This is a genomic window from Streptomyces sp. NPDC029122, from assembly GCF_055569445.1.
Genome location: NZ_JBVHWK010000008.1, coordinates 22,109 through 33,973, shown reverse-complemented (window position 1 = coordinate 33,973; position 11,865 = coordinate 22,109). Strand labels below are relative to the sequence as shown.

At 73.1% G+C, this 11,865-nt stretch carries 14 protein-coding genes; 7 read left to right on the top strand and 7 right to left on the bottom strand.

The genetic code is table 11. The annotated features are described in order from the left end of the window. Nucleotides 1-97: 97 nt before the first annotated feature. Genes ACZ4WZ_RS12275 through ACZ4WZ_RS12260 form a run of 4 tightly spaced genes read right to left on the bottom strand, consistent with a single transcriptional unit; the run spans nucleotide 98 to nucleotide 5,316 of the window. On the bottom strand, nucleotides 98-1,474 hold the full coding sequence (locus ACZ4WZ_RS12275) for an O-antigen ligase family protein (RefSeq protein WP_467888719.1): 1,377 nt from the start codon (nucleotides 1,472-1,474) through the stop codon (nucleotides 98-100). Nucleotides 1,475-1,476: 2 nt separating this feature from the next. Continuing rightward, nucleotides 1,477-3,003: a sugar transferase gene (locus ACZ4WZ_RS12270; RefSeq protein ID WP_467888716.1), complete on the bottom strand. Its 1,527-nt coding sequence runs from the start codon at nucleotides 3,001-3,003 to the stop codon at nucleotides 1,477-1,479. Continuing rightward, nucleotides 3,000-4,193 carry a glycosyltransferase gene (locus tag ACZ4WZ_RS12265; protein ID WP_467888713.1) on the bottom strand — a complete coding sequence of 398 codons (1,194 nt, stop codon included), beginning with the start codon at nucleotides 4,191-4,193 and terminating at the stop codon, nucleotides 3,000-3,002. The genes ACZ4WZ_RS12270 and ACZ4WZ_RS12265 overlap by 4 nt, the downstream gene beginning before the upstream one ends. Nucleotides 4,194-4,212: 19 nt before the next feature. Continuing rightward, on the bottom strand, nucleotides 4,213-5,316 hold the full coding sequence (locus ACZ4WZ_RS12260) for a DUF3344 domain-containing protein (RefSeq protein ID WP_467888711.1): 1,104 nt from the start codon (nucleotides 5,314-5,316) through the stop codon (nucleotides 4,213-4,215). 173 nt (nucleotides 5,317-5,489) lie between these two features. On the opposite strand from ACZ4WZ_RS12260, the gene ACZ4WZ_RS12255 reads away from it, so the two are divergent. The 5 genes from ACZ4WZ_RS12255 (at nucleotide 5,490) to ACZ4WZ_RS12235 (ending at nucleotide 8,464) form a co-directional block, all read left to right on the top strand. Then, entirely contained in the window at nucleotides 5,490-5,738 is a 249-nt protein-coding gene (locus tag ACZ4WZ_RS12255) for a chaplin (RefSeq protein WP_467888708.1), read from the top strand. 118 nt (nucleotides 5,739-5,856) lie between these two features. Further along, nucleotides 5,857-6,267 (top strand): rodlin, encoded by a 411-nt coding sequence (locus tag ACZ4WZ_RS12250; protein ID WP_467888705.1) that lies wholly within the window; start codon nucleotides 5,857-5,859, stop codon nucleotides 6,265-6,267. Between the two features lie 250 nt (nucleotides 6,268-6,517). Then, nucleotides 6,518-6,751 carry a chaplin gene (locus ACZ4WZ_RS12245; RefSeq protein WP_467888702.1) on the top strand — a complete coding sequence of 78 codons (234 nt, stop codon included), beginning with the start codon at nucleotides 6,518-6,520 and terminating at the stop codon, nucleotides 6,749-6,751. A gap of 121 nt (nucleotides 6,752-6,872) precedes the next feature. Next, nucleotides 6,873-7,922 (top strand): chaplin, encoded by a 1,050-nt coding sequence (locus ACZ4WZ_RS12240; protein ID WP_467888699.1) that lies wholly within the window; start codon nucleotides 6,873-6,875, stop codon nucleotides 7,920-7,922. A gap of 197 nt (nucleotides 7,923-8,119) precedes the next feature. Then, the gene (locus ACZ4WZ_RS12235; RefSeq protein WP_467888697.1) at nucleotides 8,120-8,464 is read left to right on the top strand and encodes a hypothetical protein; all 345 of its coding nucleotides are present in this window, start codon (nucleotides 8,120-8,122) and stop codon (nucleotides 8,462-8,464) included. A gap of 77 nt (nucleotides 8,465-8,541) precedes the next feature. Here ACZ4WZ_RS12235 and ACZ4WZ_RS12230 read toward each other — a convergent pair whose 3' ends face one another. Together ACZ4WZ_RS12230 and ACZ4WZ_RS12225 are read right to left on the bottom strand one after the other, a co-directional pair. Then, nucleotides 8,542-8,784 carry a chaplin gene (locus tag ACZ4WZ_RS12230; RefSeq protein ID WP_467888693.1) on the bottom strand — a complete coding sequence of 81 codons (243 nt, stop codon included), beginning with the start codon at nucleotides 8,782-8,784 and terminating at the stop codon, nucleotides 8,542-8,544. 164 nt (nucleotides 8,785-8,948) lie between these two features. Next, complete coding sequence (locus tag ACZ4WZ_RS12225) at nucleotides 8,949-9,437, bottom strand: hypothetical protein (protein ID WP_467888690.1); 489 nt, start codon at nucleotides 9,435-9,437, stop codon at nucleotides 8,949-8,951. A gap of 282 nt (nucleotides 9,438-9,719) precedes the next feature. On the opposite strand from ACZ4WZ_RS12225, the gene ACZ4WZ_RS12220 reads away from it, so the two are divergent. Then, entirely contained in the window at nucleotides 9,720-10,121 is a 402-nt protein-coding gene (locus tag ACZ4WZ_RS12220; protein WP_467888686.1) for a rodlin, read from the top strand. A 116-nt stretch (nucleotides 10,122-10,237) separates the two neighbouring features. On the opposite strand, the gene ACZ4WZ_RS12215 is transcribed toward ACZ4WZ_RS12220, so the two are convergent. Then, nucleotides 10,238-10,876 carry a vitamin K epoxide reductase family protein gene (locus ACZ4WZ_RS12215; RefSeq protein WP_467888682.1) on the bottom strand — a complete coding sequence of 213 codons (639 nt, stop codon included), beginning with the start codon at nucleotides 10,874-10,876 and terminating at the stop codon, nucleotides 10,238-10,240. A 192-nt stretch (nucleotides 10,877-11,068) separates the two neighbouring features. On the opposite strand from ACZ4WZ_RS12215, the gene ACZ4WZ_RS12210 reads away from it, so the two are divergent. Beyond that, nucleotides 11,069-11,854 carry a DUF6227 family protein gene (locus tag ACZ4WZ_RS12210; RefSeq protein WP_467888680.1) on the top strand — a complete coding sequence of 262 codons (786 nt, stop codon included), beginning with the start codon at nucleotides 11,069-11,071 and terminating at the stop codon, nucleotides 11,852-11,854. The last annotated feature ends 11 nt before the right edge of the window (nucleotides 11,855-11,865 follow it).

Below are 11,865 nucleotides of genomic sequence, written 5' to 3'. Positions count from 1 at the left end.
ATGTCCCGCCCCTCCCCCTCCCCCCCCCCCCCCCCCCCCCCTCCCCCCCCCCTCCCCCCCCCCCCCCCCCCCCCCCGCCGCCAGGGCGTCGTGTCGGTCACCGGGCGGCCGGCCCCTCGACGGCCCGCGGGCCGGGCCCGGAGACGGGGCCGTCCGCGCGTGCCCCGGAGGGCAGGGCCCACCACGCCGCGAGTCCGATGATCACGCCGGTCAGCACGGTCGACGGGCCGCCGATGTCCGCGTACAGGAAGTCGGTCAGCTGCCACACGAGCAGCCCGCTCGCGATCAGCCCGCAGTCCCGGACCGCGCGGTCGGTCCCCACCGCGCACCGCCGCAGCCCCGCGGCCAGGAGCGCGGCCCAGCCGCCCGCCAGGGCGAGCAGCCCGGTCAGGCCCTGTTCGCTGAGGATGAGGAGGTACATGTTGTGCGGGGACAGCAGCGGCTGCTTGACGAAGGCCTGCCCGGCGCCCGCGGTGTGGCTGCCGGAGGACAGTCCGAGCGAGGAGTGTCCGTCGCGGTGCGCGGGGAAGCCCTTGAGGCCCACCCCCACCGCGGGGCGTTCCCGCCACATGGACTCGGCGGCGGCCCACATCGTGTACCGGTCGGTCACCGACTGGTCGGGGGCGCTGGACACCTGGGTGATCGAGGTCAGCCGCTCCGCGACCATCTCGGAGCCCACTCCGAGCCCGCCGACGAGGACCACGCCCAGCGCGGACAGCGCCACCAGCACCCGCAGGGCCCGCCGGATCCCGGCCATGGCCATCACCAGCACCGCCGCGCCGAGGGTCGCGATCCAGGCGCCCCGGCTGAAGGACAGCACCAGCGGCAGGACCAGTGCCAGGGCGCAGCCCCCGGCGATCCGGCGGACCCGCCGGGGCAGTCCGGGAGCGAGCGCGGCGGCGGTGGCGACGACCAGCCCGTACGCGACGACGGTGGCCATGCCCATCACGTCGCCGGGGCCGAAGGTCCCCACGGCGCGGACGTCCTCGCCCTGGTACGAGGCCCCGGTGTGGGTGGCGTACTGCACGACCCCCACCGCTCCCTGGACCAGCGCCAGCACCACGAAGCACCCGGCGGTGATCCGGAACTCCCGGGCGTCGCGCACCAGCAGTACCACGGCCGCCGGGACCAGGACGAAGACCTGGAGGTAGCGCACGAACCCGGGCAGGGCGGCGTACGGGTCCCCGGCGGTCATCGTGGCGACCGCGAGCCCGACGCCCGGGGCGCCGAGCACGAGGACGCCGAGCGGGGTCAGGGTCCGCACCCGGCCGCGCAGGGCCTGGACGGCGCAGACGAGGACGAGCAGCAGCGAGGCGGCGTCGGCGGGGCCGACCTTCCCGGAGGCGGTCGCGTCGCCGGCGGGGAGCGGGGCGAGGAGGAAGAGCACCGTCGCGGCGAGCGGCAGCAGCGGCCAGTGCCGGCGCAGCGGGCCCGTGTCGAGGGCGTACGGGGGAGCGGACGCGGCGAGGCTCATGCTCAGCTCCCTCCCAGCCGGAAGCGGAAGAAGGAGGCCGCGGTGCGGGCCAGGATCCACAGGTCCTGCCACAGCGACCACGTGTCGATGTAGTGGTTGTCGAAGCGGGCCCGGTCCTCGATGGAGGTGTCCCCGCGCAGCCCGTTGATCTGGGCGAGTCCGGTGATGCCGACGGGCATCCGGTGGCGGGCCTCGTAGCCGGGGTGGACGGTGCTGAACTTGGCGACGAAGAAGGGCCGTTCGGGGCGCGGGCCGACCAGGCTCATGTCACCGCGTACGACGTTCCACAGCTGCGGCAGCTCGTCCAGCGAGGACTTGCGCAGGAAGGAGCCGACCGGGCTCATCCGGCGGTCTCCGGCGACGGTCCAGCGGGTGGCGGACTCGTGTTCGTCGGCGCGCAGGGTGCGGAACTTCAGCAGGGTGAAGGGCCGTCCGTAGAGGCCGACCCGCTCCTGACGGAAGATCACCCCGGGTCCGTCGGAGAGCCGTACGGCGAGGGCGCAGGCGCCCATCACGGGGGCGGCGGCGAGCAGCGCGAGGGCCGCGAGGCAGGAGTCGACGGCCCGCTTCACGGCCCGTTCCAGCGGGCGGGAGGGGCGTGGCAGCAGCGGCTGTACGGCGTACCCCCACAGCTGGTCGGCGGGCTGCGCGACGCGCATGCCGGTGACCTTGGCGGTTCCGGCCGGGTCGGCGAGCCAGAGCCGGCAGCCGTGGTCGTGGAAGAGCCGGACGAGGGAGGCGGTGCGTTCGTCGGCTTCGGGCGGGCGGGTGAAGACGGCGTGCCGGACGGAGTTCTGGATGACGGCGCGCCGGATGTCCTCGTGGGTGGTGAGTACGGGGAGCTGGCCGGCGTCGACGCCGGCGGGTGCGGCGGTGTCGGCGATCCCGACGGGGCGCAGTCCGTACTCGGGGCGGCCGTGCAGTGCGGCGGCGATGGCGCCGGTGCCGTCGCCGGTGCCGACCACGAGCGCCGAGACGGGCCGTCGTACGGCGGCGCGGCGGCGGAGCTGGTTGACGAACCCGCGTCCCGCGCAGGCGAGTACGACCTGGACGCAGACGGCGCCGAGCAGCACGCCCCAGCCGAGGGCGCGTTGCGGTGCGACGGCGGCGAGCACGGCGCCGGCCCCGCACCAGAGCACGGCGGCCCGTCCGGCCAGCGCGGGCGCGTCGCGCAGCGCGGAGGGGGCGAGGCGGGGCCGGTAGAGCCCGGCCTGCGCGTGCAGGGCGGTGAGCAGGGCGGCGGCGGGCAGCACGGCCTCGGGGGGCACGGTGCCGGCGGGCAGGGCGGTCGCGGTGACGGCGGCGGCCAGCGCGTCGGCGGTCAGCAGCACGGCGACGGCTTCGCGGCGGCGGGCCCGCTGCGGCCGGACCGCGGAGCGGGCCCGGTCGGCGCGGGGCCCGCGCGGGGGGTGGATGGCGGTCACGGCACGGCGGGTTTCGGCGGGAGCCGCGGGGGCGAAGGCGCTGCCGCCGGCGTGCCCCGTGCCGCCCTGCCCGGTGTGCCGGGCGGGTGCGCTGTCCATCGTCATCGGCTGATGCGCTCCTGGTTCAAGGGCCGGGGCCTGCCCAGCAGTTCGTGGTACAGGCCGGTGACCGCGTCCGAGGTCCGCCGCACGTCGAACTCCGTCCGGGCGTGCTGCTGGGCCTGCTCCCCGAGTTCGGTGAGCAGCCGCGGTTCGGCGAGCAGCCGTCCCAGGGCCTTGGCCAGCGCCGTCGGGTCCTCCGGCGGTACCAAACAGAGCCGTCCCTGGCCGGACGGCAGGCTCTCCCGGGCACCGCTGACGTCGGAGACCAGGACCGGGCGGCCACAGGCCATGGCTTCGAGCGGGGCGAGCGCCATGCCTTCCCACCGCGACGGCAGTACAACGAGATCGGCGGCGCGAAGCCACGGTCGGATGTCCGCGACGGCGCCGGCGAAGTGGACGCCGGGAGGTGCGGCGCGGCGCAGCCGCTCGGCGTCGGGGCCGTCGCCGACGAGGGCGAGGCGGGCGCCGGGGACGGTGCCCAGCACCTCCGGCCAGGCCTGGAGCAGGATGTCCTGGCCCTTCTGCGGGCAGAGCCGGCCGACGCAGACGGCGAGCGGCCCCTCGCCCGGCAGCCGGAGTGCGGCCCGGGCCTCGGCGCGGCCCCCGTCGGGCCCGCGGGGCGGGCGGAAGTGTGCGAGGTCGACGCCGTTGCGGATCACCGACCAGCGGGCGGTGATGCCTTCGGACGCGCCGGCGCGGCGTTCGGCTTCGCTGACGCAGAGCACCCGGTCGGCCCAGCGTGCGCCGGCCCGTTCCCAGCGCAGGGCGAGGGCGGCGGTGGCGCCGCCGACGGCGTCGAAGGACCAGGCGTGGGGCTGGAACACGGTCGGCACGGAGCCGCGTACGGCGAGCCGGGCGGCGAGGCCCGCCTTGGCGCTGTGGGCGTGCAGCAGGTCGGGGCGCAGGGCTCGGATGAGCCGGGCGGCGCCGAGGACTTCGGCGGGCAGTGCCGGGCCGGGGGAGCGCCCGGCGCGCCAGGCGTGCACCTCGGCGCCGGCGTCGCGGGCGTCGTCGGTGAGCCGGCCGCCGCGCGGACAGCCGACGAGGACGCGCAGTCCCGCGGCGGCCTGCGCCCGTACGAGGTCGGTGACGACGCGGGCGACGCCCCCGTCGACGGGCTGGACGAGGTGGAGGACGGTGAAGGAGGAACCGGAACCGGCTGGTGACGGGCCCGGGGAGGGGTGTTTGCGCACGGGGAGTGGTCTCCTGCGTTCAGCGGCGCGCGTCTGTCTGAACGAAGAGCACACCGAGGAATTGACCTTGGCTTTCACCCGCGAACCGGAAGCTCAGGCTGCGGGCGCCACCGGACAGGGCGGGGCTCAGATCGAACACGTCCGCGTCATATCCGAGATTATTCATATGTTCGGGCTGTCGCACGAACGAGGGACGTCCGAATTCCGTGATGGTGGAATTCATAACATCATTAAAAGGATTTTCTGCATCGCTGACGTTGACCCGGCGACCACTGTCGGCGGTCACGGAGAGTGAGTCCCCGAGGGTCCCCCGGTCCCCGTCGTACGCGACGACCCCGGCCTTCCCGGAAGCGCCGGGCGCCACGTCCAGGCCGGTGACCTCCACCGTCTCCCCCGCGGCCTCGCCGGCCCCGGCCGCCAGCGACTCGAAGCCGTCCCACACCGAGATCCGGCGCAGCGGCTCCTGCGGGTGCTCGTACGCGACCACCAGCGTCCAGCCGCCCCAGGCACCCACGTCGGAGTGGCCCATGGCGACGTTGAGCTGGGCCACGGTCCACATCCCCGCCCCGCCCTTGCGCACCATCGGGGTGATGTCGGCCGAGGCCTGGTAGGCGTCGCTGCCCTGGTCGGTGTGGTGCCCGATCACGGTGTCCGCCAGCACCGCCCGGTACGCGCCACCGGGCTCGGCGACCAGCACCCGGCCGTTGTCCTCCGGCGGCTTCTGTTCCCCCACCCGCAGGTTGCCGCCCCAGTACAGGCGTGCGTACGAGACCTTCGCGCCCTGCGGGACCTTGAGCTCGGCCCGGGTGGAGTTGTAGGTGTCCGGGTCCCTGTCGACCTCGTCGTAGAACATCTCGAAGTCGCCGTTGACCCCGGCCGCGCCCTTCTTGACCTCGGCGCACGGCTCGGCCTGCTCGCTCTCCTCGCGGCGGCAGCTGATGGCGGAGTTGGAGGCCCTGACCAGCCCGCCGTGCTGGACGGCCTGGTAGCGCTGGGTGAAGGGCACCCGGGGCGATTCGCGCGCCCCGGCGGCCACCGCGGCGTCCGCCACGGGTACGTGTGCGGAAAGTGTGAGGCAGGACAGCAGGCCGAGCGTGCCGAGGATTCTGCGGGAGGAACCCATGACCTGTCTCCATTTTCGATCAAGGGAACAAAACAGGAGTGAACTTTGTCAGAAATCGGGCTGGAAATCACGTCGGACTCGCTTGTACGGCCTTTTGGGCGATGGCACGCACCCTCTTCCCGGGCGGGTCGTTATGCCGGTGCACATCGCTCGGGCCGAAAGGAAATGCGGAGATGAAGAAGAGGCTGATGCGCGGCGGCACCGTGGCGGTCGCGGGCGCGGCGGTGCTGGCCGGCGGCGCGGGCCTCGCCTCCGCGCACGGCGGCGCCACGGCGGAGGGCGTCGCCGCCGGCTCCCCCGGCGTCCTGAGCGGCAACCTGGTCCAGGTCCCCGTCCACATCCCGGTGAACGTCTGCGGCAACACCGTCAACGTCATCGCGCTGCTCAACCCGGCCTTCGGCAACACCTGCGTGAACGCCTGAACGTCAACCGTGCGGCCCGAAACGGCGGCATCCGGGTGAAGTCACGCAACCCGAGCCGGGGCGAGACCGTTGATCCGGATGCTCCAGTACCGGGCAATCCTGCAAAAAAGGGACGATAATGATCAAGAAGATTGTGGCCGGCGCAGCGGTTGCCGCCTCCACCGTGGGCCTCGGCGCCGCCATGGCCCCGCAGGCGATGGCGGTCGGGAACGACAACGGCATCAACACCGTCAACGGCAACAACTCCGCGCAGATCTACGGCAACCAGGCCACCTACGGCCACATGAGCCCGCAGATGGCGCTGATCCAGGGCTCCTTCAACAAGCCCTGCATCGCCCTCCCGGCCAAGGTCAACGCCCAGTCGATCCTCGCGCTGGTCAACGTCGGCGTCCAGGACATCCCGGTCCTGTCCAGCCCGCAGAACCAGCAGTGCACCGAGAACTCCACCCAGGCCAAGGGCGACGAGGCCCTCTCGCACATCCTGGAGAACATCCCGATCCTCTCCGGCAACGCCTCCGCCGGCAGCTGATCGCGCAGCACCCCCGAGCGAGGCCGTCGCACCCCCCGGGGCGCGGCGGCCTCGCCGCATGCCGGGCACACACCATTCCGACACCCTTCCGGAATTGCACCGGAAAAGCGGTTCCTAATTCAGGGGCCGACCTCCTGAGGCGTCGGAGTGAATTTCCCGACAGGCCCGCGAAATTCACGGTTTCTTTTCCCGGGCCCACTCGTTGTTATTCATGCAGCGGATACACCTCTGCGGGAAGGATCGAAAAGAAATGAAGTACAAGAAGGCAGTGGTGCTGGCCGCCGGCGCGCTGATGGCCGCCGGTGTCGCTTCCCCCGCCATGGCCGACGCCGACGCGAACGGACTCGCCGCCGGCTCCCCCGGCGTCGTGTCCGGGAACCTCGTGCAGGTCCCCGTGCACGTCCCGGTGAACGTCTGCGGCAACACGGTCAACATCATCGCGCTGCTCAACCCGGCCTTCGGCAACACCTGCGTCAACGCCTGACGAAGCGCCTTGGCCCGCAAGGGCAGACCTCCTCGGGGTGGCCTCGGAGTGCACGGCGGTGCACTCCGGGGCCACCTTCGATTCAGCACCGGCCCGTGCGCCGGTAGACAGGGAAGGACCCATGCGACAGGTACTGAGCCGACAGGTACTGGGCAAGGGGGTGCTCACTGCCGCGGCCGCCTCGAGTCTGCTGTCGATCGCGACCGGCGTGGCCTGCGCACATACAGGGGCGACGGCCGAGGCCTCGCATTCGCCGGGTGTGCTGTCCGGCAACAGCATCTCGGTACCGATCACGGTCACGCCGAACCTGTGCGGCAACAGCGTGGACGCAGGCGCGGCGCTCAACCCGGCCTTCCGGAACACCTGCGTCAACTCCACCGGCTCCCGCACCGACCACGACACCGGGCACGACTCCGAGCGCTACCTGAGCCCCGAGCACGCCGAGGCCTTCGAGCGCTACCTCGAGGAGCGCCCGGGCGGCCGGCACGCGCTGCCCCGCCAGCGCCACGAGGAGGAGCGCGCGTACGACGAACCCCGCGCGCACGCCCCCAAGCACGCCGCGCCGCGCCCCGGGGCGCCCCGGCACCAGGGCGGCGACGAGGGCAGCTCCGGCTACGGCGGCTCCGGCGAGGGCGAGGAGGAGTGCGACGACCACCCGCCGCAGCCGCCCCGCGCGGAGCACCCGGCACCCCACCCGGCACCGCCCGCCCCGGCCCCGCAGCCCGCGCCCCAGCCCGCACCGGCACCGGCACCGGCTCCCCCGCCGCAGGCCCCGCAGCCCGAGGAGCCGCCCCACACGCTCCCGGCCCCGGCGCCCGCGCCGCCCGCCGCGGAGGTTCCGGAGCCGCGTCCACCGCACGGCAGCCAGCCGGAGCGGCCCGCACCCGCGCCGCTCCCCGTCCCGGAGGCCTTCCCGCCGGCGGACCAGCCCCCCGCGCCCCCGTCCGGTGACCTCCCGGTCCACCTGCCCCCGGCACCCGCCCCGGCACCCGCCCCGGCGCCGGCCCCGGCACCCGCCCCGGAGTGGGCCCCGCCGGCTCCCGCGCCCGCCCGGGCGGGCGCGCCCCAGCTGGCGGCCACCGGAGCGGGCGAGGTCTCGGCCATGGCGGCCCTCGCCTCCGCCCTGCTCCTCGGCGGCGCGATCCTGTACCGCAGGTCCCGGATCAACTGACCGGGAATACCGGTAATCAGAATAAATATCGGCCGGAGAATCCTTCATCGGGTTCTCCGGCCGCTGCCGTGCGTCGGCCGACCGGCGTTTCCCCCGGGTCGGCGTTTCCGTAGCCGCCGGTAATCGTTAGCCAGGTCGAAAGCGGCGCGACGGTCGCCGCTGACACCTTTGTCCACGAAAAGAAGAGGATTTCGATAATGAAGCTCTCCAAGGCCGCCGCTGTCGTCGTCGGCTCCGTCGCCGCGCTCGGAGCGGCGGCCCCCGCCTTCGCGGCGGAGGCGCCCGCCGGACCCCCGATGAGCCTGCCGGCCGGCTGGAACACGATGCTGAGCGCCGTCGAGCCCGTCATCGACTCCGCCCCCGAGACGGTGGGGGCGGCCCTCGCCGAGCAGGGCGACGCCGTCGGCAACGTCCTCGAGACCGCCCAGGGCGTCAACAAGCTCCGCAACAACGCCCCCGGCGAGGTGCTGGGACTGGCGAACGGCGCGACCAAGGTCTCCCCGCTGCTCGGCGGCGTACAGCTCAACGGCGGCCAGAACTGAGCAGCCCGGGAACGACTGTGGGCGCCCCCGGCGATGCCGGGGGCGCCCACAGTCGTGTGGTGCCGACTGTACGTACGTCAGTCGTTGATGCAGACGTTGCCGAACGCCGGGTTCAGCACGCCGATGATGTCCACGGAGTTGCCGCAGACGTTGATCGGGACGTGGACCGGAACCTGGACCAGGTTGCCGGAGAGAACACCCGGGGAGCCCACGGCCGCGCCATCGGCCGAGGCGTCGGCGGAGGCGGCACCGGCGGCACCGGCCACAGCGAGACCAGCGGAGGCCAGGGCCACAGCGGCCTTCTTGGCAGCAGAGTTCATGGGGAGTGCACCTTCTCTTCGATGTCCTGCCCCGATCCGGGGCTCACATGAAGCGAAACGGTCCAGCTTCCCGGACGACACGGCTCCGAGCCGAATCCGAGCCGAAGCAGACCTGTTCGGCCCAATAGTCGTAACCGTGCCGCCCCTTGGGCTCCGCGATCCCGCTAACTACGGACGGGAATGTCGGGTACATCCGGGATGTCGGGCAGTTCGGGGATCACCCCGGTCGCCGGCAGCGCGGGGACCGCCGGCGTGGCGGGCAGCTTCGGAACGGCCGGGAGGGTGACCGGCGGGACGGTCACTCCCGCGGGCAGCTCCGGCAGCTTGACCTCGGGGAGCTTCGGCAGCTCGATCGGCGGCAGCTTCACCCCGTCGGGAAGCAGGCCCGTGAGGGAGGACAGCAGGTCGTTCAGCGTCTTGGTGAGGTTCGCGAGGAGGTCGTCGATCGGGCCGGCCGCGACGCGGCCGGGGGCCGCCGCCCCGATCTCCTCGATCCGTTCGATCTGCTCCTGCACCGCGGCCGTCCGGTTCTCCAGGGCCGCCGCCGCACCGCCGCCGTCGGCGGCCACCGCGGGGGCGGCCGCGCCGGACAGTATGACGACGGCGAGGGCCGAGGGGACGAGGACGCGGAGGCGGGACGGCTTCGTGCGCATGGGGGCTTCCTTCGGTGGTCGCGAAAGCGGACGGGAACAATCCGATTCCTTACCCACCGTGCGCACGACCTCTACGGAGCGCAACACGATCTTGAAGGGGGCGCCCCGGGCCCTGGGGCTGCGTACGGGCTTCGGGCAGACGTCCGGAGCGGCCTCACCCGCACCGGGGAAAAGCACTCCCCGGACGTGCCGTTTGAGTGAAGGAGCGGAACCAACCCCCCGGCGGAAGGGTTGACCAGGGCGCTCCACTCGCGGGCACTCGTGCGACATGAAGGATCAATGATGCTCAAGAAGATCATGGCCGCCGCTGCGGTCACCGCCGCCGCCGTCGGCGCGGGCGCCGCTCCGGCCATGGCCATCGGCAACGACAACGGGATCAACACCGTCAACGGCAACGGTGCCCAGCAGATCTACGGCAACCAGAAGACCACCGGCGACATGAGCCCCCAGCTCGGCCTGGTCCAGGGCACGCTCAACAAGCCCTGCATCGGTCTGCCCGCCAAGGTCAACGCCCAGTCGCTCATCGCCCTGCTCAACATCGGCGTCCAGGACATCAACGTCCTGTCCAACCCGCAGAACCAGCAGTGCACCGAGAACTCCACCCAGGCCAAGGGTGACGAGCCGCTCTCCCACATCCTGAGCAACATCCCGGTCCTGTCGGGCAACGGCTCCGTCGGCAGCTGACCCCTCCGCTCGGCCCCCACCGGCCAGGGCCCCCCGGGTCCCGAGGAGCGAAGTGACGAGGGCCCCGGCGGCGTCCAGCCGCCGGGGCCCTCGTACGCGTACGGCCGCCGGTCCCGTCAGCCCGTCCAGAAGTCCCACCAGCGGGTCAGGACCAGCATCCCGATGATCCCGGTGTGCAGGGCGGGCGGCGCCCAGGCGAAATCGGTGAACAGGGCCCGCAGCGGCCCCGGGGCGGGCAGGTCCCCGGTGCGGACGTTGCGGGCGGTGACCGCCCAGAACATCAGCAGGGTCGCCACCCAGGCCAGACAGCACCACAGGCACAGCGCGTTGATCTCGTACAGCGACTGGACCATCAGCCAGGCGCAGAAGCCGGTGCCGAAGAGCGTCCCGGCGTTCAGTCCCAGCCAGAACCAGCGCCGGTGGCGGGCGCCGGCCAGCAGGCCGGCGCCGACGCAGACCACCACGGCGTAACCGGCCAGCCCCAGCATCGGGTTGGGGAAGCCGAAGGCGGCGGCCTGCTCGCTCTGCATGACGCTGCCGCAGGACACCACGGGGTTGAGGCTGCAGGCGGGCTTGAAGTCCGGGTCCTCCAGCAGGAGGAACTTGTCGAGGGTGATCACCCAGGAGGCGAGCAGCCCGGCCGCCCCTGTGACCACCAGCAGCCAGGCCAGCCCGCGGGGGGCGCCCGGTTCGCCCTCGGGGCGGATGCGGGGGCGGCCCTCCTGGCGGGGGACGCCCACTGTGTTCGTTGCCATACCACCCATGCTGCCGCGCAATATGACGGACCGGAGCGAACCAGGGCCTTTCGTAAGGAAGTTGACCTGAAGGTGTGGCGGGAACCCCCGACGGTTCCCGGACGTTTTACCGAATCCCGGACGTGGAGTCAGCGCCAGGGGCTACGTTGTGCTTCCGCGAAGTGACAAGCTGCGACGGCCTGGAGACCCACCTTGAGCGATCCGTACGAGACAACCGAGGCGCACCTCGAGCGACTCCTGGGCCGCGCCCTCAACTCCTTCGACCTGCCGGACGGGTTGGTCGAGCGCCTCGGCACGGCGCTCGCCCACAGCTCTTCGCTGTACACCACCCACCACAGCCCGTCGGCCGGGTTGTGGCGGGAGACCCACCGGCACACCTACCTGCTGTCCGACGGGGGTGCGGCCTCCCTCTGGGAGCTGGCCTACCGGCTGGGCGGCGACCGCGAGACCCGGTACGAGGTCTTCGGCAGCAAGGGCGAGCTGGGCCTGGCGGTGGCCCGGCTGTTCGGCGAGGCCCCCTCGCAGTCCGCGCCGCCCGCCGCGCACGGCCCGGACGGCCCGGACTGCGGGCAGGAGGGCCTCGACGAGGATCTGGCGGCCCTGAGCGCGCTGTTCGCCGTCTCGCCGCCCCATCAGCGCCGCCGTGAGTACACGGGGGAGCAGTCCGCCGACCACGCCCGGCGGGTGCTGCGCCGCGCGGAGAACGCCGACCGTCCGGGTGAGGCGGTGGCGGAGCTGCTGCGTTCGGCGTACGCGCACCACATCACGCAGGCGTTCGGCGGCCGGCAGTGCCTGGCCGACGGGCGGGACGCCGGTTTCAGCCTGTACGAGCACGCCTTCGTCCTGCAGGACGGGAGCGAGTTCAGCCTGTGGGAGGTCGAGCACACGGCGACGCCGGACGGGCGGCACATGTGCGAGGTCTACGAGAGCGAGGCCGCCGCGCGCGGGGCGATGGAGTCGCGGGGCCGGGTGCGCTGACACCGGTGCCG